Genomic DNA, 17,616 nt, shown 5'->3' on the forward strand with positions numbered 1-17,616 from the left:
CCTCCTGGTCGTCGGGTCCCCCCAACGTAGGGCGGGTCCAGCCTCGCTGCACCACGGCGGGCGGCGCGTGCCGGGTCGGCACGGCGAGAGCGGCCCGAGCACCTCGCCCTGGTCAGCGTCCAGGTCCAGCGCCTCGAGCACCGGACGACGACGGCCCCCTGACGGGAGTCAGAGGGCCGTCGGCATCAGCGCGGGTCGATCCGCCCTTCCCGCACCGCACGGGCGAGACGCGGCGGCACCTGGACCCGTTCCCCGCCGACCACGACCGGCACGAGCGCCGGTTCGACGGCCTTCCACTGCGCCCGGCGGCTGCGGGTGCGCGAGCGGGACATCTTGCGCTTCGGGACTGCCATGGGTGCTCCTCAGCCTTGGCGCGCCTTCCAGCGCGGGTTCTGCTTGTTGATGACGTAGGTCTTGCCACGGCGCCGGACGACCTTGGCGCCGGGCTTGTCCTTCAGGGATCGCAGGGAGGCGCGGACCTTCATCGCGCACCTCCGTCCGCGGCGGCGCCGGCAGCAGGACCGGCACCGTAGCGGCGGCGGAACTTCTCGACGCGACCCGCGGTGTCCACGACGCGCGCGGCGCCCGTCCAGAACGGGTGGCTCGCACTCGAGATGTCGACGTCGATCACCGGGTAGGTGTTGCCGTCCTCCCACTCGATCGTGCGTGCCGGCCGGCCGGGGCCGGACGGCGTCTCGCCGGCCAGGGTCGATCGCGTCAGGAACGCGAACTCCGTGCTGTTGTCGCGGAACACGACCGGCCCGTAGGTCGGGTGGATGTTCTTCTTCATGGGTCTCCTCACCAGCTCGACTTGGTCACGCCGGGCAGCTCGCCGCGGTGCGCCATCTGACGCATCCGGATGCGCGAGAGCCCGAACTTGCCGACGTAGCCGCGGGGGCGGCCGTCGGCGGCGTCGCGGTTGCGCAGCCGGGTGGCGCTGGCGTCGCGCGGCTGGCGCTGCAGCTCCAGCACGGCGGTGGCGCGCTCCTCGTGCGTGGACGACGGTGACGCGATGACCCGCTTGAGCTCGGCGCGCCGCTCGGCGTACCGGGCGACGACCTCGCGCCGCCGCTCGTTCGCGGCGATCTTCGACTTCTTGGCCATCAGCGGGTCTCCTTGAACTCGACGTGCCGGCGCACGACGGGGTCGTACTTGCGCAGCACCAACCGGTCGGGGCTGTTGCGGCGGTTCTTGCGAGTCACATACGTGAAGCCGGTGCCCGCGGTGGAGCGCAGTTTGATGATCGGTCGCAGATCGGCCTTGGACGCCATCAGACCTTCTCCCCTCGAGCCAGGATGCGAGCGACGACGACGTCGATCCCGTCACGGTCGATCGTCTTGATGCCCTTGGCGCTCACGCGCAGGGTGACGGTGCGACCGAGCGACGGGACCCAGTAGCGCTTCTTCTGGATGTTGGGGTTGAACCGCCGCTTGGTCCGCACGTGCGAGTGCGAGATCGAGTGGCCGAACCCCGGGACGGTGCCGAGCACCTGACAGCGGGCGGACATGGCTTCCTTTCCGGCGCGACGTCCTGCGACAGGGCGACGCTTGAGAACAGTTCTCATCTAGGGGCTAGAGTGTGCCAGAGACGATTATCATTCTCAACACGAGGAGGCGCTGTGCATTCCCGACCGGACCAGCCCGCGAACGCCCACCTGCCCGCGCTCAGCGTGCTCGTCAGCACCGACCCCGTCCTGCGCGACACCACCGCCGCGAGCCTGACGCTCACGTCGCCGGGCGCCGTCGTGGTCCGCCACGACCTGCTGCCCGACGACGGCGCGCTGCGGCGCGTGGTCGTCGACGCGACCGGCGTGGTCGAGGACGTCACCGTCGAGCTGGAGCACGCCTGCGTGTCCTGCAGCGTCCGCGAGGACGCCGTGCCCACGCTCGCGCGGCTCGCCGAGAGCGGTCGCTGGACGGACCTCGTCCTCGCCCTGCCCGTGACCGCCGAGCCGCTGCCCGTCGCCCGCGCGCTGGCCACCTACACCGCCCGCGGCGAGATCCTCGAGTCGTTGCGGTTCACCGCCACCACGGCCGTCGTGGACCTCGACCGGGTCGAGTCCGACCTCCTCGGCGACGACCTCGTGGACGAGCGTGGACTCGCCCTGACCGAGGACGACGAGCGACCGCTCGGCGAGGCGCTCGCCGCCCAGCTCGAGCAGGTCGACGTCGTCGTCACCACCGGCGACGACCCCACCGGCGCCGGGCTGGTGGACCGCCTGCGCGCCGGCGACAGCCAGCGCATCGACGGCGTGCACGAGCTCGACGTCGCCCAGCTCGCCGCCCGCAGCCACGACACGGTCGCCGCCGAGGGCCGGGCCCACCCGCTCGGTGCCCGCGGCGGGCGCCAGGCGACGAAGGACCCGCAGGACCGCAGCTGGAGCCTGCTGCTGAAGTCCCGGCGCCCCTTCCACCCCGAGCGCCTCCTCGAGCAGATCGAGCACCTGGGCACCGGGCCCGTCCGCAGCCGCGGCGTCTTCCACGTCCCGGACCGACCGGACTCGGTGTGCCTGTGGGACGGCGCCGGCGGAGCCCTGTGCGTCGCCGACCTCGGCACCTGGCAGGAGGTCGCCGGCAACCGGCCGCCCGTGACACGCATCCTCGTCGTCGGCGCGGGCGACCCGGACGAGTCGCGCATGGTCCGCGACCGCATCCTGGACGCGTTCGGCGAGGCACTCACCACGGGCGAGGAGATCGGTGACGGCGGGCTGCGCTGGCTCGGGAGCCAGGACGTCCTCGAGCCCTGGCTCGGCGCCCGGACGGCTTGAGGGGCGATCTCGCTACGACGCGGCGACGGTCAGGACGCTCGCGAGGCCGCTCACCAGGACGATGCCCGCCACCACCACGACGTGGACCACCGGCCGCCGGCGCAGCACGGCCACGAACTCGCGCAGGTACGCGCTGGGGTAGAAGTACCCCGCCGTCGGCGCACCGATCGCGTGCACGTCGAGCCCCAGGTCCATCGCCTCCATCGCGGCCCGCGGTGCGTGGTAGCTGTTCGTCGCCACCAGGTACGGACCGGTCAGCCCCGCGCCGTCGAGCAGGGCCGACCCGAGGGTCAGGTTCTCCCGCGTGGTGCGGGCGCGGTCCTCGACGAGGATCACGTCGCGCGGAACACCCTCGGCCACCAGCCACTCCGCCATCGCCACGCCCTCGGGCCGGTCCTCGTCGGCACCCTGGCCGCCCGACGGGACGATCGGCACGGGACGGCCGTCGGTGCCGAGCCGCCGAGCGGCGTCGGCGCCCGCGCGCAGCCGGGCGGCCAGCAGCGGGGGCACGCGGCCACCGGCCGTGCGGCTGCCCAGGACGATCACGCCGTTAGCACGCACCCGGGCGACCGCCCTGCGGTAGAGCACGGTCTGCGCGACGAACCCCAGGAAGACGAACCCGAGCCAGGCGGTCGTCATCCCCACCGCGAGCGCGATCCCGATCGCCCACGGCGCCCGCAGCACGACCGGCGCCACGATGACCGCCGGCACGACCAGCATCGCGAGCCCTGCCGCGAGCGAGAGGAGGTTGGCGAGGGACCGCCGCTCACGACGCACCATCGTCAGCCCGTTGACCACCAGGAGCACGGGCAGGGCGAGAAGGAACAGCCCGAGCACGGTGACCACCGCGAGGTCGGCCCAGTCCAGGACGGCGGTCCCGTACGGCACGAGCGCCGCCAGCTGTGCCAGCACGCCCCCGGCGGAGTACACGGACGCGATGAGGAGGAACCCGTTGCGCAACCGGCGGCGGTCGGTGCGCAGCGACACCACGAACCACGTCGTCCAGAAGGCGCACACCACGACGGAGCCGACGACGGCGAGCCAGTCGGCGCTCATGCCGTCCGGCCCGTCCGGACGCGGGTCCCGTTCGCCACGAGGACCGCGATCGCCACCACCACGCAGAGCACGGCGGTCGTCGCGAGACCGGCAGTGAAGCTCGTGCCCGACGCGACGAACCCGACGACGAGCGACCCGAGGCCGGTGCCCGCGTCGAACCCGATGTTCCACACCGTGCTGGCGGTCGGGTGGGAACGGCGCGGCACCGCGGCGAACGCCTCCACGAGCGTGAGGTTCTGCAGGCTGCCGTAGGACAGGCCCACGACCGTCATCCCGAGCACCAGGGCGACCGCCCGCGGACCGCCGTCGGCGATCGCCCAGGCGCAGACGACGAGCCCGGCCGCGCACAGGCCGAGCAGCGGTGCCAGGAAGACGCGCGGGCCGTGCCGGTCCGCCGGGCCACCCACCGCCCAGCGCGAGAACGCCGTCGCCGCCGTGAACCCGAGCAGGCCGACCACGGCCACCGCGGCGCTGCCGGCGAACTGCGGGGTGAAGGTCAGCAGCGCCCCGCCCGGCGTGGTGACCGCCAGCAGGACGAGGGACGGCAGCACGAGGCCGAGCAGGCCGCGCCGGCGCGCGCTCGGAGGTCTGCCCTCCTCTGCGACGTCGTGCTCGGCGTGCTCGGCCGCCGCTCGCTGCAGGCGGCGCCCCAGCACGGCCGCCGCCGGGACGGCGAGCGCCGGCAGCGCCCCGAGGGCGAACACGACGGGAAAGTCGAGCGTCTCGGCGATCCAGGCGGAGCCCGGCACCAGCAGGAGCTGCGGGATCGCGATCGACAACCCGTACAGGCCGATCGCCCGACCGTGCCGCGGCCCGTCCACGAGAGCGGCCACGGCGCTCGACCCGCAGACGGTGAGGACGGCGAACCCCATCCCCCGCACGGCCGAGAGCACGAGCAGCCACGGCAGCGCGTCGGTCAGCACGAACAGCGCGGAGGGCAGGCCCAGCAACAGCACGCCGGCGACCATCGTGGGGCGCCAGCCGACACGCCGCAGCGCGGTCGGCATCATCGTCTGGGTCAGCACCGTGGCCAGCATGAGGACGGCGTTGACGAGACCCGCCCCGCCGGAGTCCGCGCCGCCGTGCACCGCCCACAGCGGGGCGACGGGCAGGAGCAGCGCATAGCCGGCGAACCCGAGCGCGGACATGGTCAGCAGCGCGCGCATGCCCGGTACCCGGGTGATCGGCCCGTCGGGCGAGGTGGAGGGGTGACGCATCACCAGCAACCTATCCCGCCCGGTCGGTGCCGTGTCCCTGCTCGTACCGGCGCGTCAGTCGCCCGGCCACTCCCCCGTCCACCGCTGGAAGGCGCGCGCGCCGCCACGGTCGATGAGGGCCTTGACCACGGAGAAGACGGCGCCCTGCAGCATCGAGGCGAGGACGAGCTCCTTGAGCGGGTACTCCGACTGCAGCGGTGTCGGCGGGTCGTCCGGGTGGCCGGGGGCCACCCGCTTGTACACCTGCCGGAACACCTGCCCCGCCACGATGCCGCCGACGATCGACCCGACCAGGCCGAAGGGACGGTAGAGGATCTTGGCGCTCGTGCTGCCGGCCGCCTCGCGACGGGCTCCGTCGTTCTTGTGGCTCATCCTCCGACGCTAGGACGGGTCGGCCGTGCACGCAGCCGCGCCGACGGGACCGGCAGACCGCTCGGGACAGCCGTCCGCGAGGGGGCGGGTGCGGGAGGTCCGCACGGGGTCGGTCAGACGGCCAGCTCGGCCTGGTCGCGGGTGTGCACACCGGAGCGCACGGTGAACCGGGCCCACACGTGCTTGGCCGTCGCGGTGCGGTACCACCCGATCGCGTCGGCGAGCCGGGCGGCGAGCAACAGACCGAAACCTCCCTGGCCCGAGGGGCGGTCCGCGACCCGCTCGGGCACGCGGTCGGGCGCCCGGTCGACCACCTCGAGCAGGTACTCGCCGTCACACGCCGACAGCCGCACGAGTGCTGGTTCGCCCGCATAGCTCAGGGCGTTGGTCGCCAGCTCGCTGGCGACCAGGATCACGGACTCCGGCACGTCCTCCAGTCTCGCCCCCGGCCTCCCGGGTATCACGGCGCCGAGGTCGTCGCGGAGACCCGCCAGCTCTTCCACCGCCAGCAGGGGCCAGGAACGCACCTCACGGAACCCTCGGGGAGCTCGCGCCTCGGGAAGAGTCTGGTGCACCACGTTCGTCCTCCTCAGGAGTCGAGGACGAATATCGTATCGACGCCAGTGATCTTCAGCAGGTCGACGACCTTCGTCGGAGCGCCGACCAGGCGCGGTGGCGTCGGCTTCGCCTCTGCCGCGGTGTAGAGCAGGCGCAGGCCTCCCGAATCGATGAACGTCACTCCGGCGAGATCCACCGTGAGGGGTTCTTCGCCCGTCCGGCGAAGGTGGTCGGCCACGTCGGCCTCCACCTGCTTCTGGACGGCTCCGTCGATCTCGCCCCACATCACCCAGTGCGCACGGGACGGGTCGATGCGGACGCCGCCATGAGTCAATTGGTCGTTCACGGTCACCTTCACTGACTGCTCGAGCGGTCGCGGCTGCTTCACGACCGGTCATATCTTGCCCGACGCGCGCCGCGGGCGCGGCATCGTTCCCGGGCCCGCCCGTCAACGGCTGAGCCGGCGGTGCCTCTGCAGCCGCGAGAACCCTCGCGCGTCCGGGACGTCGCTCGTCGACAGCGCGTCGGTGACCCGTTCGCGGACGGCGGCGACGTCCAGGTGCATCCCGATCGCGACCAGGCCCTCCTCTCCGGGCGACGGGACCGAGGGCGCGACGTGCACCGACCGTCCGACGACGTTCACCAGGTAGGTGCGCACGTCACGGGTGGTGCGCACTGCGACCCGCCCCTTGATCCGGTAGACACCGGCCGGCGGCAGCTCCAGGAGGTCGACGAGCTGGCTGGGGCTGACCGGGCCGTGCGCCGGGACGCTCACGGCGTCGGCGTGCACGTGGTCCTGCGTCCGGGACTCGCGCAGCAGCGCGGCGAGCGGGAGCTGGTCGGGTCGGTCGACGTCCTGTGCGGCGTCGTAGACGAGGTCGGGGTCGATGCGGCCGTGGTCCGTCGCCACCACGTGCGCCCGGGGGTTGCGTCGGAGCACCCGGTCACGGACACGGGTGAACCTGGCCTCGCGCTCGTCCGGTGCCAGCAGGTCGAGCTTGTTCACCACGACGAGGCCGGCCGCGCCGTGGCGGACCGGCGGGTCCGCGCCGGTGTCCACGGTGTCGAAGTGCTCGACGGCGTCGACGACGTCGACCACGCCGCCGGTGCGCACCCGCTCGACGCCGCTGAACCGGACGAGCCGGGCCAGCGTGGCCGGGTCGGCGATCCCGCTCGCCTCGACGATGACGACGTCGAGGCCCCGGCGTGGTGCGGTGAGGACCTCCAGCGCGTCGTCGAGGCCCCCGGCGTCCGGCAGGCAGCACATGCACCCGCCGGAGATCGCGGCGGGCTCGTCGATCTGGCCGGTGACCAGGCCGGCGTCGACGGCGATGTCCCCGAAGTCGTTGACGACCACGCCGACCTGAGCACCGGGCCGGGTCAGCAGGTGGTTGAGCAGCGTGGTCTTGCCGGCGCCCAGGTGCCCGGCCAGGACGACCACGGGCACCTTGCGGAGGTCGCTGCGCATCGGTCTCCCTTCGTGCCGAGCGGAGCCCGGGGCTGACTGAATGAGAAGGGTTCTCATCCTGTCACGAGATCTTCGGCGGAAGCCGGGGGCAGTCCTCCTCGTGCCGGCGAGCCGGCGAGCGCCGGTCCGAGGACCATGGACGGCATGGACCCGACCGCCGCACCCGAGCCGAGGGCCGACCACGTCGTGCTCCTCGCCCTGGACGGGTTCGACGCCGGCTACCTCCCCCTGCTCGACAGCCTGCCGACGCCGCACCTGGACTCCCTCCTGCGCCGCGGGAGCCTCACCACCGGGACGGGCGTGATGCCGAGCATCACCAACCCGTCGTGGACCTCGATCGCCACCGGTGCCTGGCCGGAGCGCCACCTCAACTCGGCGTTCTGGTACGACCCGGAGGGCCGCGTCGCCCGTGGGCAGCAGCGCGACGTCGCCGTGCCCACCCTGGCGGAGGCCGTGCGCGAGCAGGGCGGCACCGTGCTGTGCGTCCAGTGGCCCGTGCTGCAGGACCACGGCACCGCGTTCGGCGATCCCGGCGGTCTGTACACCCGGCCGGGAGGCGACTGCGCGCGACGTGTCGACGACGCGGTCGCGGTGCTGCGCGGTGAGCCCGTCGACAGCGCGGGCAGGCCCGCGACCCTGAGCAGGCTGCCGCAGCTCCTCGCGGTGTACTGCGACGTCCTCGACGCCCTCGGCCACGCGGGCGGCGACCGGCACCCCGGCATCCCGGCCGCGCTGCAGGACATCGACGCGCAGGTGGGCCGCCTCGCGGCGGCGGTCGAGGACGCCGGCATCGCCGCCCGCACCGCGTTCGTGCTGCTGGGCGACCACGGCATGACGACGTTCGACCGGGGCTTCGGCCGGGCGGCCCGCACCGCGATCAGACGGGCCGGCTACCGGGCCGAGATCCTGGGTCCCGGGGAGGCGCCACGACGCCGGACCGACGTCGTCGCCGTCGTCGGCGGGGTCGCGAGCCTGCACCTGATCGGCCGCGCGGCCGGCGACCGCGGAGCCGTCGCGGCGATCCGCGCGGCGCTCGAGGCGCTCCCGCAGGTGCGGGCCGTCCACGGCAAGGACGAGCAGGCCCGGATGCGGATGAGCCCCCGCTACGGCGAGCTCGTCGTCGAGCCGCGGCCCGGCTGGTCGTTCGGCTCCACGCCCCGCCGCGCCGCCGGCCGGCACGGGACACGCGCCGAGCTGCAGGTGGCGTTCGCGCTGGCCGGTGCCGGGATCGCGCCGGGCCGGGCGCCGTCGGACCCCCGGCACGTCGACGTCGCGCCCACCGTGGCCGCGCTGCTCGGCATCTCACCGCCGGCTGGTGCCGAGGGCCGGGTACTCAGCGAGGCGCTGGCGGCGCACCCAGGCCTCAGCCGCCGGTGAGTACCACGAGCCGCTGCGTCGCGCGCGTCATGGCGACGTACCGGTCCACCGCTCCCTCGATGCCGTCCCCGAACCGTTCCGGCTCCACCAGGACGACGAGGTCGAACTCGAGGCCCTTGGCCAGCTCGGGCGACAGCACCTGGACCCGCTCCCGCGGGGCGAGGCCGACCGCGCCGATCACGCAGGCGACGCCGGGGTGCTCGGCGAGCCAGCCGTCGAGCACCCGCTCCAGCTCCGCCGTCGTGCCGTGGACCACGGGGCCGGCGCCGCGCACGGACGTCGGCACGTTGGCGTCCGGGATCGCAGCCCGGATCACCGGCTCCGCCGCGGCCATGACCTCACGCGGCGTGCGGTAGTTGATCGTCAGCGAGGCGAGCCCGACCCGGTCCAGGCCCACGCGCTCCAGCCGCTCGGTCCAGGACTCCGTGAACCCGTGCCGCGCCTGCGCCCGGTCCCCCACCACCGTCAGGCTCCGCGAGGGACAGCGCGCCAGCAGCATCTGCCACTCGGCGTCGGTGAGCTCCTGCGCCTCGTCCACCACGACGTGCGCGAACGGACCGGCCAGCGTGTCCGGGTCGGCCGCCGGGACCGCCGACGTGTCGACCAGCGCGGACCGCAGGTCCTGGCCGCGCAGCATCGACATCACGCCCATGTCCGAGTCGTCCGTCGCGATCAGGTCGTCGACCACGTCGGCCATGCGCGCCCGCTCCGCGGCGTCGAACTCCTCCTGCCGTCGGCGACGGCATGCCGCCTTCGGGTCCCCGATCCGTCGGCGGGCCGCGTCGAGCAGGGGCAGGTCGGCCACGGTCCACGCCCGGGCGTCCGGGCGTCCGGGCGTCCGGGCACTGCAACGCCGCGACCTCGTCCGGCGCCAGCCACGGCGCGCACATCCGCAGGTAGGCGGGCACCTCCCACAGGTCGCCGACGACGTCGGTCGGCTCCAGCAGCGGCCACGCCCGGCCGAAGGCGCGCACCAGATCGCGGTTCTCCGCGAGCGCCCGCCGGGAGGCGGCGTCGGGGTCGGCGGCGGCGCGCCCGTAGGCGTCGAACTCGTCGTCCGCCGCGTCGTCGGCGGCACCGCCCCAGACGTCGTCCGGCCTGTCGAGGTTCACCTCGACATCCAGCTCGTCGCGGAGCTGGTCGACGCCGATGCGCAGCAGCGCCTCCCAGACCTGGTCGCGGGCCTCGTTGTGCGGGGTGCCGGGCTCGGCCGCGTCGAACGCCTCCGCCCAGTCCTCGACGCCGAGCCAGACGTCGGCCGAGGGCGTCTCGACCAGCAGACCCTCCGTCGGAGGGTTCTCGTAGAGCCGCACGGCCGGCTCGATCGCCGCCACCATGCGGGCGTCAGCCTTCAGCCGCGCGACCTCGGGGTCGGCCTCCGGAGCCGCCGTCGCGCCCTCCGGGACGAGGTCCGTCAGGAGACACGTCTGCACGTCCTCCTCCCCCAGGCTGGGCAGCACGTCGGAGACGTACGCCAGGTAGGGCCGGTGGGGACCGACGAACAGCACCCCACCGCGGCGGTGGCCGAGCCGCGGGTCCGCGTACAGCAGGTACGCCGTGCGGTGCAGGGCGACCACCGTCTTGCCGGTGCCCGGACCGCCGTCGACCACCAGGGTGCCCTGGGATCCCGCACGGATGATCGCGTCCTGGTCGGCCTGGATGGTGCCCAGGACGTCGCGCATGCGGTCGGAGCGCTCGGCGCCGAGGCCGGCGATGAACGCCGACTGGTCGTCGAGCGCGGGGTGCCGGGCGATCCCGTCGCCGTCGGGCGCTCCGGCGGGGCGGAAGACCTCGTCCCAGTAGTCGCTGACCCCGCCGTCCGACCAGTGGTAGCGGCGGCGGCTCGCCAGCCCCATCGGGTCGGCGTGGGTCGCCCCGAAGAACGGCTCGGCGGCCGGCGAGCGCCAGTCGACCAGCAGGCGCCGCCCGGCCGCGTCCGTCAGGCCGAGGCGGCCCACGTAGACCGGCTCGCCGCCGTCGGCGGGCACCATGCGGCCGAGGCAGAGGTCGAGGCCGAACCGCCGGAAGGTTCGCAGGCGGGCGGTCAGCCGGTGGATCTCCTGGTCGCGGTCCATCGCCGCCTGCCCGGAACCCGCGGGCGTCCGGCGTGCGGCGTCGAGCCGCTCGGTGAGGTCCGCGCGCGACGTGGCGAGGGTCGCGGCGATCGCGGCGAAGTGCCGATCGTCGTCGGCGACGAGCGCGGTGTCGGCCTTGGCGGCACGGGAGGCGGGGCGGAGACCTGAGATTCTGCGCCTCACGGGGGGTCTTGCCGCAAGACCCCCCGTGCGCTATACCTTGGAAAGGGCAGCCGCAGCCACCACCACGATCAGTGGTGGCCGGCCTCGCGTCCGGCGCGAAGATTGGCCGCGAACCGCACGATGTCGTCGACCAGGCCTGGGTGCGCCCGCGGGTCCGGCGTCTCGACGGAGACGGTCTCGAGCACCGCCGCCAGGCTCTCGTCGACGACGTGGTCGGCGTCGCGCACACCCCATGAGTGGATCTCTGCCACCAGGTGGGCCCGCGTGATCGCTGCGTGCCGGTAGACGCGATCCACGGCGAGAGCGAGCTCGCCGTCGTTCGGCAGGTGCGCTTGTGGCACGACGTCGTATGCCGGTGCGAGCTGGACGGACCCGTCACGGGGATGGCGAAGCGCCAGGTTCTTGGCATGCAGGTCGAGGTTGCCGATCGCCGCCGAGAGCACCGTCATGCGTGCCAGACGACGGACGGACCGTCGATCTCCCAGCGTGGTGAGCTCCCGGGCTACCCGAAGGAACGAGGCCTTGCCGCCGTACCGCTGATACTTCTGGTCCCCCTGTGTGCCGAGCACCTGGTTGAAGTCCTCCTGGTGGATCCGCTGCGGCGGGCTGTCGCCCGCGCCGCCTTCGCGGTCATAGCGTTCGACGACGAGGGCGGGCACGCCGTCGAACTCCGTGATGCGGGTGTCGAAGTCTGTCAGGCCGAGGGCGCGAGCGATCCTCGCGCCGTACTCCTCGTCGTAGATGATCGTGGGGTGGTCCCGCGAAGCGGGCTTGAGGATGTGGGTCGACGGGTATCCGTCCAGCGCGCGCGCCCATCCTGTGTTGGTCCGGACCAGGACCACCTTGTCCTGGACTCCCGCCAACGACGTCTTGCCGCCTTGCGGTTTGTTCGCCAGGGGGAACGAGACCACGTCGCTCAGAAGGTCGGCGACCCCGCGAGGAGTCAGCGGTTCCACCGCCGGCGTCCTGGGCTCTCCGGGCATTTCTGGATCCCAGATCTGCAGAGCACCAGCGACGTCGCGTCCGTACGCCCGCAGCAGCGCGACCACGTCGTGCTCCGAGGTCCCAGCCTGCTGCGCGAGACGTGTCAGCATCCGACCCTCGGGCAGCAGCTCACGGAAGAAGTTCTGCCGGCGCCCTCGGCGTGCCCGCGCGGGCACCACCGCGAGCGGGACCGCCACCGACATCACCAGGCTGTCGAGGCCGAACTCCTCGATCGCGCCGGCGTCGGCGTCGAAGTCGAAGGTCCTCCCGTCGCCGGTCAGCCTCCCGATCGTGACCCCGTAGAGCTCGACCACCAGCTCAACCATCGGTGCTCTGCTCGGTGATCGTCGCCGAGAGCTCGGTCCCCGTCTCCCGCAGGACTGCGAAGAGCCGTTCGGTGTAGATCGAGGGCTTCCCGCTCTCGATCTCCCAGATGTAGCGCTGCGTGGTGCCGATGCGCGCCGCGAGCTCCCGCTGACTCCAGCCGTTGAGCAGCCTCGCCTGCTGGAGGATCCGACCCAAGGACTCGGGGCTGGTGACCCGGCCTGTGTACGACATGAGCATCCGCCTCCGACGACTACGCTTGAGTAGTCATCATCGGTGACCCCGAAAAGGTAGTCAACAGTCGCGACTACCTTTTCGGCGTCACGGATCAGTCGAACAGGCCGATGCCGTACCCCACGAAGTAGGCCGCCGCCAGCAGCACCACCAGCCCGATCGCCACGAGCCACACCCAGGGCGTGGCGCGACGCGGGCCCTGCTCGTCGTGGCCCTGCGGAGCGCTCGTCTGGCCCGCGGCCGGCGGGGTGTCTCCTGGCTGCACGTCCGTCTCGCTGTCCCGTCCCGGCTCCGGCTCCGGCCGGTGCGCCCGGTCGTCGGCACCCTGTGTCGTCCGGACCTCCGTCCCGTCGAGGTTCCTGACCACCGTAGGCACCGACGACGTCTCGTCGCCCGCGCTGGGACGTGGCGCTGCGGCGATCTCGCGTTGCGGACATCCGCGGCGACGCAGAGCCTGGTAGCAGGACCGACGACACCTGGAGGGCCGATGGCTGACACCGACGAGTCGCGCACCGAACGGACGCACCGCGACTCCAGCAAGCCCGACTCCCCGCCCGACATGAAGGGACCGCACTGGAAGCTCGCGCTCAAGGGAGCGTTCCGCGAGTTCAGCGACGACCAGTGCACCGACCTCGCCGCCGCCCTCACCTACTACGCCGTGCTGGCGTCCGCGCCGGCTCTCCTGGCCCTCGTCTCCGTGCTCGGGCTGGTCGCCGACGCCGAGGCGGCCGTGAACTCGGTGATGAACACCGTCTCCGACTTCCTGCCCGAGGACGCGCTGTCGATCGTCCAGCCGCTCGTCGAGAACGCCGCGAACTCCACCGGCGCGGGCCTCGCCCTGATCCTCGGTGTCGCGCTGGCCCTGTGGTCCGCCTCCGGTTACGTCACCGCCTTCAGCCGCGCGATGAACCGCGTGTACGAGGTCGAGGAGGGCCGTCCGTTCTGGAAGCTGCGCCCGGTCATGCTGGTGATCACCGCCGTCGTCCTCGTGCTGGTGATCCTGGTCGTGGCCAGCCTGGTGTTGTCCGGGCCGGTCGCCTCCGCCGTCGGCAGCGCCGTCGGGCTCAGCGACGTCGCGCTGACGGTCTGGAACATCGCCAAGTGGCCCGTCGCGCTGCTGCTCGTCATCATCGTGATCGCGCTGCTCTACCACCTGACACCCAACGTCGAGCAGCCGAAGTTCCGGTGGGTCAGCATCGGCGCGGCCGTCGCGATCGTCATCTGGGCGCTGGCCTCCGCCGCGTTCGGGTTCTACGTCGCCAACTTCGGCAGCTACGGGTCGACGTACGGCACCCTCGGTAGCGTCATCGTGTTCCTGCTGTGGCTGTGGATCACCAACCTGGCCCTGCTGTTCGGTGCGGAGCTCGACGCCGAGATGGAGCGCAGCCGTGAGCTGCAGGGCGGCATCGCCGCCGAGGAGACCATCCAGCTCCCGCCGCGCGACACCCGCGCCCGGGACAAGAAGGCCGCCAAGAGGGCCGACGCCGTCGCCGAGGGCCGGGCGCTGCGCCGTCGGACGGAATGACCCGGCCATTTCCCATCATCTCTCGTCTGGCAACGCTCCGCCGGACGCCGCGTGCTCCGACTCGAGATCGAGGCCGAGTTCGTGGTGCGCCAGGCGCCGGAGGCCGAGCAGTACGGGCTCATACAGCGCGGTGCCGAGAACGGCGAAGGTGGTCGCGAGCTCCCCGTCCTGCCACGGGATGCGCGCGAAGTCGGCCCTGGCGATCCGGCGAGCGGCCTCGCCGTAGACGGCGATCTGCTCGTCGTCGAGCGTGATACCGGCGTTCTCAGCGACCTCCAGCGCCGCGTCGAGCTGGCGGACCGTGGGCGCGTCCGGCTCGAATCGGAAGTCGAGTTGCTGGAGCAGCCCGATCGCGCGGTGCGGCTCCGCCGCGCTCGGCTCGTCACCGTTCTCGCCGACTGCGGGGAGCGCTGACGTCGCCTTGCCCATCGCCTCCAAGGGGGCCAGGCCGGGAGCGTCGATGATCGACAGCACGTCGCGCACCTGGGTGATCGACGCACCGAGGACGTGGATCAGTCCACGGATCAGGCGCAGGCGCGAGACGTGATGCTCCTCGTACGCGAACTCTCGGGCGTTCACGGTCTCGCCGGGGGTCAGGAGGCCCGCTCGCAGGTAGTACTTGACCGTCGCCACCGGGACCCCGGTCACGTCGGACAGCTCGGAGATGCGCATCCTCACCCCTTCCCGGTGTCGACAGGCCGATGAGGCTGCCTCGTCATGTGTTCGACGGCGGTGGCGTCACCGCCGGGCGGCGCGGAGGAGGTGCCGTCCTCGTCGCGCGACAAGACGGCTCGCGCGAGCTCGGTGAGGATCGCTGCACGCCCCTCGACACCTTCGGGTACCGAGGAGCACAACGCCACGTAGGTGTTGACGTCGGCCATACGTCGCTCGTACACCGTCTGCGCTTTCTTGTGCGCGCGATAGCCGCGTGCGCAGAACGAGATCGCGAAGATCAGGAGCGCGGTCGCCAGCATCTCCGGTGCGAGCGTGACGGCGAGTCGGCCCCACCCGTCCACCTCGGTGTCGGTCGCGCCGCCCCCGAGCAGCAGCCAGGCGACTGCGCACGCGACCGTCGCGGCACAGATCCCGACGCCCAGCAGCCACCGCCTGGCCGCCGAGGCGTGCTTCTCGGCTCCCTCGCCGTAGCTGCCCGCCAGCGATGCATCGCCGAGGAGCACCGCACCACGCGCCGGGCCCGTCCGGACGTGTGGCCCAACGACGGTGGCCACCGCGTCGGCGATGTCGGCCACCTCGGCCAGTACGCCCCCGGAGCCCGAACGGTCCACGGACCCACTGGGACGGTCGAGGAGCGGGGCGAGGCAGGTCGCGACCTGGTGCCCGAGGTCATCCTTGAAGCCTCGTGCGGCGGTCCTCACGTAGTGGGGGACGGTGAACCGGTCCTCGCCGTCGAGCGCCAGGAGAATCATCCTGGCGCCTCGGTACGAGCGCACGGCCTCACGCTGGTCCGGGTCCCGGTCCGCGAGGTCTCCCCACCGGTCGGGGTCCGGCAGGTCGGACCAGTCCTGCGCCACGATTCCCACACGCCTCACCCTCCCACCCGCACGCCACGTCCCGAGCAAGACTAGCCCCGGGCACCCCTCGACCAGCAGGCTCACTGCATGCGGACAGCACCCCGAGAGATGTCGACGTGTGACCACGTGTGTTGACTGGCCAAGGACCCGTCACTGCGAAGAGAGGTCAGGCCATGACGTCCACTCACGAGATCCTCGACGACTTCCTGCTTGAGTCCGCGACGCTTCGCGACCTCGTCGCCCCGCTCGACGACGACCAGTGGGAGCTGATCACCCCGGCCGAGCCGTGGCGCGTGCGCGACCAGGTCGCGCACCTCGCGTTCGTGTTCAACCTCGCCGCCGCGGCTGCCTCGGACGCCGACCGGTTCGCCGAGATGACCGCACCGGCCGCCGAGGTCGGTTTCGACACCGCGGTAAACCACTCGCTGGCATCGTTCAACGGGGGAACGCCCGCCGACGTGCTGGGGCGGTTCGACGCCGCTGTCGGCGACGTCGAGCGCGCGCTGCGCTCGCGCCGACCGGACGAGGTCGTCCCGTGGCTCGTCAACCCGCTGCCCACAGCCGTGCTGACAGCGGCCGGCATGCTCGAGCTGTTCGCGCACGGCCAGGACGTCGCGGACGCGGTCGGCACCGAGATCGTCCGGACGGACCGCGTCCGCCACCTGGTCCCGTTCATCCACCGAACCATCCCGTTCGGCTACCAGGCCCGCGAGATCGACCCGCCACGGAGCGGTTTCCGGTTCGCCGTGAGCCTCCCGTCGGGCGAGACCATCGAGGCTGGCGACCTCCACGCGCCCAACATCGTGTGCGGCGAAGCGGTCGACCTGGCCCTGCTGGCCTCACGCCGTCGGCACCCGGAGGACCTGGTGCTGCACGCCATCGGACCGGAGGCGTGGGGCTACCTCGACGTCGCGCAGGCCTACCGCGGCCCGGCGGGCACGGGCCGCGAGCCGCTCGGGCGGCGCGCAGAGATCGCCTGACCGTGCCCACCACGCCATCGGCATCAGAGTCCGCACCGACAAGAGGAGACACCGTGCTGAGAGCCATGAGGTACGAGGTCCGCGAGGACGCGGTCGAGGCGAACAAAGAGGTAGTCCGGGCGGTCGTCGCGGCGCTCGAGTCCCGCGGTCACGCCGGGACCTACCTGTCCGCGCACGTCGCGGGGACGGGCACGTTCGTCCATGTCGTCGACCCGGCGGTCGAGGAGGTCCTCGGCGAGCTGCCCGAGTTCGCCGAGTTCCGGCGCAGTCTGCGCGACGTCCTCGTCTCCGGCCCCGTCCCCCACGAGGTCAGCGTCGTCGCCGGCGCGATCGCGGCCTCGGGGACCGGCGCGAGGTAGGGCACGACCCGACATCTGAGGGCCTCTCGTGCGGCGTGGCGACGATCGGTCGCCGCACCGCGTGGGGGCCCTCAGGCGACGCCGGAAGCCTGCAAGGTCGTCGTCGGGACGGGCTCCGGCGCACCCAGCCTGCCGAACCCGCCGTCGAAGAAGGTGAGAGCCCCGGGGACGCCCTCTCCGCAGCCGAGCACCCGGGCGACGACGATGGCGTGGTCCCCGCCGGGGTAGACGTCCTCCACCTCGCACTCGAGCCATGCCGTCGCCCCGGCGAGCAACGGCACCCCGGTGCCCTGCCCGCACCACCACGAGAGGTCACCGAACTGGCGCCAGCCGCGCGGCCGCGCGCGGTCCGCGAAGTGGCGTGCGATCGGCTCCTGGTCGTCGGCCAGGATCGAGACCCCCAGGCACGAGCCAGGTGCCAGCAGGTCGTGCATCCGCGCGGTCTCCGCGACGCACCCGAGCACCAGCGGCGGTTCGCACGACAGCGACGTGAACGCGTTCGCGGTCATGGCGTGAGCGTGCTCGCCGCACGTCGTGAACACGGTGACGCCCGTCGCGAAGCGCGACATCACCCTTCGGAGCCTCGTAGGTGTCACCTGGTGCAC

Annotated in this window: 23 protein-coding genes and 1 pseudogene; 5 read left to right on the forward strand and 19 right to left on the reverse strand. The window is 72.8% G+C overall.

Going from position 1 to position 17,616, the window contains the following annotated elements:
* Positions 1-185 precede the first annotated feature (185 nt).
* Genes rpmF through rpmB form a run of 6 tightly spaced genes read right to left on the reverse strand, consistent with a single transcriptional unit; the run spans position 186 to position 1,507 of the window.
* Positions 186-353: a 50S ribosomal protein L32 gene (gene rpmF / locus AC3RJ8_RS17215; protein ID WP_407319769.1), complete on the reverse strand. Its 168-nt coding sequence runs from the start codon at positions 351-353 to the stop codon at positions 186-188.
* A gap of 9 nt (positions 354-362) precedes the next feature.
* Entirely contained in the window at positions 363-485 is a 123-nt protein-coding gene (gene ykgO / locus AC3RJ8_RS17220; RefSeq protein ID WP_171781804.1) for a type B 50S ribosomal protein L36, read from the reverse strand.
* Positions 482-790 (reverse strand): type B 50S ribosomal protein L31, encoded by a 309-nt coding sequence (locus AC3RJ8_RS17225; RefSeq protein WP_489713773.1) that lies wholly within the window; start codon positions 788-790, stop codon positions 482-484. The genes ykgO and AC3RJ8_RS17225 overlap by 4 nt, the downstream gene beginning before the upstream one ends.
* A gap of 8 nt (positions 791-798) precedes the next feature.
* A complete protein-coding gene (gene rpsN / locus AC3RJ8_RS17230) occupies positions 799-1,104 on the reverse strand; it encodes a 30S ribosomal protein S14 (protein WP_489713774.1) in 306 nt (101 codons plus the stop codon).
* Positions 1,104-1,271, reverse strand: a complete 168-nt coding sequence (gene rpmG / locus AC3RJ8_RS17235) for a 50S ribosomal protein L33 (RefSeq protein WP_407319772.1) — start codon at positions 1,269-1,271, stop codon at positions 1,104-1,106. The genes rpsN and rpmG overlap by 1 nt, the downstream gene beginning before the upstream one ends.
* On the reverse strand, positions 1,271-1,507 hold the full coding sequence (rpmB, locus tag AC3RJ8_RS17240) for a 50S ribosomal protein L28 (RefSeq protein ID WP_171781800.1): 237 nt from the start codon (positions 1,505-1,507) through the stop codon (positions 1,271-1,273). The genes rpmG and rpmB overlap by 1 nt, the downstream gene beginning before the upstream one ends.
* 111 nt (positions 1,508-1,618) lie before the next feature.
* Between rpmB and AC3RJ8_RS17245 the strand changes: the two genes are divergently transcribed.
* Positions 1,619-2,767 (forward strand): GTP-binding protein, encoded by a 1,149-nt coding sequence (locus AC3RJ8_RS17245; RefSeq protein WP_489713775.1) that lies wholly within the window; start codon positions 1,619-1,621, stop codon positions 2,765-2,767.
* A gap of 12 nt (positions 2,768-2,779) precedes the next feature.
* Here the strand turns inward: AC3RJ8_RS17245 and AC3RJ8_RS17250 are convergent, their stop codons facing one another.
* The 6 genes from AC3RJ8_RS17250 to AC3RJ8_RS17275 form a co-directional block, all read right to left on the reverse strand.
* The gene (locus AC3RJ8_RS17250) at positions 2,780-3,823 is read right to left on the reverse strand and encodes a YdcF family protein (protein ID WP_489713776.1); all 1,044 of its coding nucleotides are present in this window, start codon (positions 3,821-3,823) and stop codon (positions 2,780-2,782) included.
* Positions 3,820-5,040, reverse strand: a complete 1,221-nt coding sequence (locus AC3RJ8_RS17255) for an MFS transporter (protein WP_489713777.1) — start codon at positions 5,038-5,040, stop codon at positions 3,820-3,822. Before AC3RJ8_RS17255 ends, AC3RJ8_RS17250 begins: the two co-directional genes overlap by 4 nt.
* Before the next feature lie 54 nt (positions 5,041-5,094).
* A complete protein-coding gene (locus tag AC3RJ8_RS17260) occupies positions 5,095-5,412 on the reverse strand; it encodes a DUF4235 domain-containing protein (protein ID WP_489713778.1) in 318 nt (105 codons plus the stop codon).
* Positions 5,413-5,525: 113 nt separating this feature from the next.
* Positions 5,526-5,939, reverse strand: coding sequence for an ATP-binding protein (locus AC3RJ8_RS17265; RefSeq protein ID WP_489713779.1), 414 nt, complete (start codon positions 5,937-5,939; stop codon positions 5,526-5,528).
* A 62-nt stretch (positions 5,940-6,001) separates the two neighbouring features.
* Positions 6,002-6,358, reverse strand: a complete 357-nt coding sequence (locus tag AC3RJ8_RS17270; RefSeq protein WP_489713780.1) for an STAS domain-containing protein — start codon at positions 6,356-6,358, stop codon at positions 6,002-6,004.
* 60 nt (positions 6,359-6,418) lie between these two features.
* Positions 6,419-7,438, reverse strand: a complete 1,020-nt coding sequence (locus tag AC3RJ8_RS17275) for a CobW family GTP-binding protein (protein WP_489713781.1) — start codon at positions 7,436-7,438, stop codon at positions 6,419-6,421.
* Between the two features lie 144 nt (positions 7,439-7,582).
* On the opposite strand from AC3RJ8_RS17275, the gene AC3RJ8_RS17280 reads away from it, so the two are divergent.
* Positions 7,583-8,815 (forward strand): alkaline phosphatase family protein, encoded by a 1,233-nt coding sequence (locus tag AC3RJ8_RS17280; RefSeq protein WP_489713782.1) that lies wholly within the window; start codon positions 7,583-7,585, stop codon positions 8,813-8,815.
* On the opposite strand, the pseudogene helR reads toward AC3RJ8_RS17280, so the two are convergent.
* The 4 genes and pseudogenes from helR to AC3RJ8_RS17300 all read right to left on the reverse strand — a co-directional run bounded on the left by helR (position 8,802) and on the right by AC3RJ8_RS17300 (position 12,982).
* Positions 8,802-11,073 (reverse strand): annotated as a pseudogene (gene helR, locus AC3RJ8_RS17285) (RNA polymerase recycling motor ATPase HelR). The gene AC3RJ8_RS17280 and the pseudogene helR overlap by 14 nt on opposite strands.
* A gap of 68 nt (positions 11,074-11,141) precedes the next feature.
* Complete coding sequence (locus tag AC3RJ8_RS17290; RefSeq protein ID WP_489713783.1) at positions 11,142-12,383, reverse strand: type II toxin-antitoxin system HipA family toxin; 1,242 nt, start codon at positions 12,381-12,383, stop codon at positions 11,142-11,144.
* Positions 12,376-12,615 carry a helix-turn-helix domain-containing protein gene (locus tag AC3RJ8_RS17295; protein ID WP_106264080.1) on the reverse strand — a complete coding sequence of 80 codons (240 nt, stop codon included), beginning with the start codon at positions 12,613-12,615 and terminating at the stop codon, positions 12,376-12,378. The genes AC3RJ8_RS17290 and AC3RJ8_RS17295 overlap by 8 nt, the downstream gene beginning before the upstream one ends.
* 94 nt (positions 12,616-12,709) lie before the next feature.
* Entirely contained in the window at positions 12,710-12,982 is a 273-nt protein-coding gene (locus AC3RJ8_RS17300; protein ID WP_489713784.1) for a DUF6480 family protein, read from the reverse strand.
* A gap of 120 nt (positions 12,983-13,102) precedes the next feature.
* On the opposite strand from AC3RJ8_RS17300, the gene AC3RJ8_RS17305 reads away from it, so the two are divergent.
* The gene (locus tag AC3RJ8_RS17305) at positions 13,103-14,140 is read left to right on the forward strand and encodes a YihY/virulence factor BrkB family protein (protein WP_489713785.1); all 1,038 of its coding nucleotides are present in this window, start codon (positions 13,103-13,105) and stop codon (positions 14,138-14,140) included.
* Between the two features lie 15 nt (positions 14,141-14,155).
* Here the strand turns inward: AC3RJ8_RS17305 and AC3RJ8_RS17310 are convergent, their stop codons facing one another.
* Positions 14,156-14,812, reverse strand: coding sequence for a MerR family transcriptional regulator (locus AC3RJ8_RS17310; RefSeq protein WP_489713786.1), 657 nt, complete (start codon positions 14,810-14,812; stop codon positions 14,156-14,158).
* A 2-nt stretch (positions 14,813-14,814) separates the two neighbouring features.
* Positions 14,815-15,681 carry a hypothetical protein gene (locus tag AC3RJ8_RS17315; RefSeq protein WP_489713787.1) on the reverse strand — a complete coding sequence of 289 codons (867 nt, stop codon included), beginning with the start codon at positions 15,679-15,681 and terminating at the stop codon, positions 14,815-14,817.
* 164 nt (positions 15,682-15,845) lie between these two features.
* Between AC3RJ8_RS17315 and AC3RJ8_RS17320 the strand changes: the two genes are divergently transcribed.
* On the forward strand, positions 15,846-16,652 hold the full coding sequence (locus AC3RJ8_RS17320; RefSeq protein ID WP_489713788.1) for a maleylpyruvate isomerase family mycothiol-dependent enzyme: 807 nt from the start codon (positions 15,846-15,848) through the stop codon (positions 16,650-16,652).
* A 65-nt stretch (positions 16,653-16,717) separates the two neighbouring features.
* A complete protein-coding gene (locus AC3RJ8_RS17325) occupies positions 16,718-17,011 on the forward strand; it encodes a hypothetical protein (RefSeq protein WP_489713789.1) in 294 nt (97 codons plus the stop codon).
* A gap of 71 nt (positions 17,012-17,082) precedes the next feature.
* Here the strand turns inward: AC3RJ8_RS17325 and AC3RJ8_RS17330 are convergent, their stop codons facing one another.
* Positions 17,083-17,580, reverse strand: a complete 498-nt coding sequence (locus tag AC3RJ8_RS17330) for a flavin reductase family protein (RefSeq protein WP_489715665.1) — start codon at positions 17,578-17,580, stop codon at positions 17,083-17,085.
* Between the last annotated feature and the right edge of the window lie 36 nt (positions 17,581-17,616).

The organism is Isoptericola sp. MSGPD8_1_ISO-PGPR-S23-394, assembly GCF_058072785.1.

Bases quoted from the DNA above. Each gene is read 5' to 3' on its own strand.
- AC3RJ8_RS17225 (WP_489713773.1), bottom strand. From the start codon at position 790: ATGAAGAAGAACATCCACCCGACCTACGGGCCGGTCGTGTTCCGCGAC.
- rpmB (WP_171781800.1), bottom strand. From the start codon at position 1,507: ATGTCCGCCCGCTGTCAGGTGCTCGGCACCGTCCCGGGGTTCGGCCAC.
- AC3RJ8_RS17290 (WP_489713783.1), bottom strand. From the start codon at position 12,383: ATGGTTGAGCTGGTGGTCGAGCTCTACGGGGTCACGATCGGGAGGCTG.
- AC3RJ8_RS17275 (WP_489713781.1), bottom strand. From the start codon at position 7,438: ATGCGCAGCGACCTCCGCAAGGTGCCCGTGGTCGTCCTGGCCGGGCAC.
- rpmF (WP_407319769.1), bottom strand. From the start codon at position 353: ATGGCAGTCCCGAAGCGCAAGATGTCCCGCTCGCGCACCCGCAGCCGC.
- AC3RJ8_RS17280 (WP_489713782.1), top strand. From the start codon at position 7,583: ATGGACCCGACCGCCGCACCCGAGCCGAGGGCCGACCACGTCGTGCTC.
- AC3RJ8_RS17310 (WP_489713786.1), bottom strand. From the start codon at position 14,812: ATGCGCATCTCCGAGCTGTCCGACGTGACCGGGGTCCCGGTGGCGACG.
- rpmG (WP_407319772.1), bottom strand. From the start codon at position 1,271: ATGGCGTCCAAGGCCGATCTGCGACCGATCATCAAACTGCGCTCCACC.
- AC3RJ8_RS17325 (WP_489713789.1), top strand. From the start codon at position 16,718: ATGAGGTACGAGGTCCGCGAGGACGCGGTCGAGGCGAACAAAGAGGTA.
- AC3RJ8_RS17330 (WP_489715665.1), bottom strand. From the start codon at position 17,580: ATGTCGCGCTTCGCGACGGGCGTCACCGTGTTCACGACGTGCGGCGAG.
- AC3RJ8_RS17250 (WP_489713776.1), bottom strand. From the start codon at position 3,823: ATGAGCGCCGACTGGCTCGCCGTCGTCGGCTCCGTCGTGGTGTGCGCC.
- AC3RJ8_RS17295 (WP_106264080.1), bottom strand. From the start codon at position 12,615: ATGTCGTACACAGGCCGGGTCACCAGCCCCGAGTCCTTGGGTCGGATC.
- rpsN (WP_489713774.1), bottom strand. From the start codon at position 1,104: ATGGCCAAGAAGTCGAAGATCGCCGCGAACGAGCGGCGGCGCGAGGTC.
- AC3RJ8_RS17260 (WP_489713778.1), bottom strand. From the start codon at position 5,412: ATGAGCCACAAGAACGACGGAGCCCGTCGCGAGGCGGCCGGCAGCACG.
- AC3RJ8_RS17255 (WP_489713777.1), bottom strand. From the start codon at position 5,040: ATGCGTCACCCCTCCACCTCGCCCGACGGGCCGATCACCCGGGTACCG.
- AC3RJ8_RS17320 (WP_489713788.1), top strand. From the start codon at position 15,846: ATGACGTCCACTCACGAGATCCTCGACGACTTCCTGCTTGAGTCCGCG.
- ykgO (WP_171781804.1), bottom strand. From the start codon at position 485: ATGAAGGTCCGCGCCTCCCTGCGATCCCTGAAGGACAAGCCCGGCGCC.
- AC3RJ8_RS17305 (WP_489713785.1), top strand. From the start codon at position 13,103: ATGGCTGACACCGACGAGTCGCGCACCGAACGGACGCACCGCGACTCC.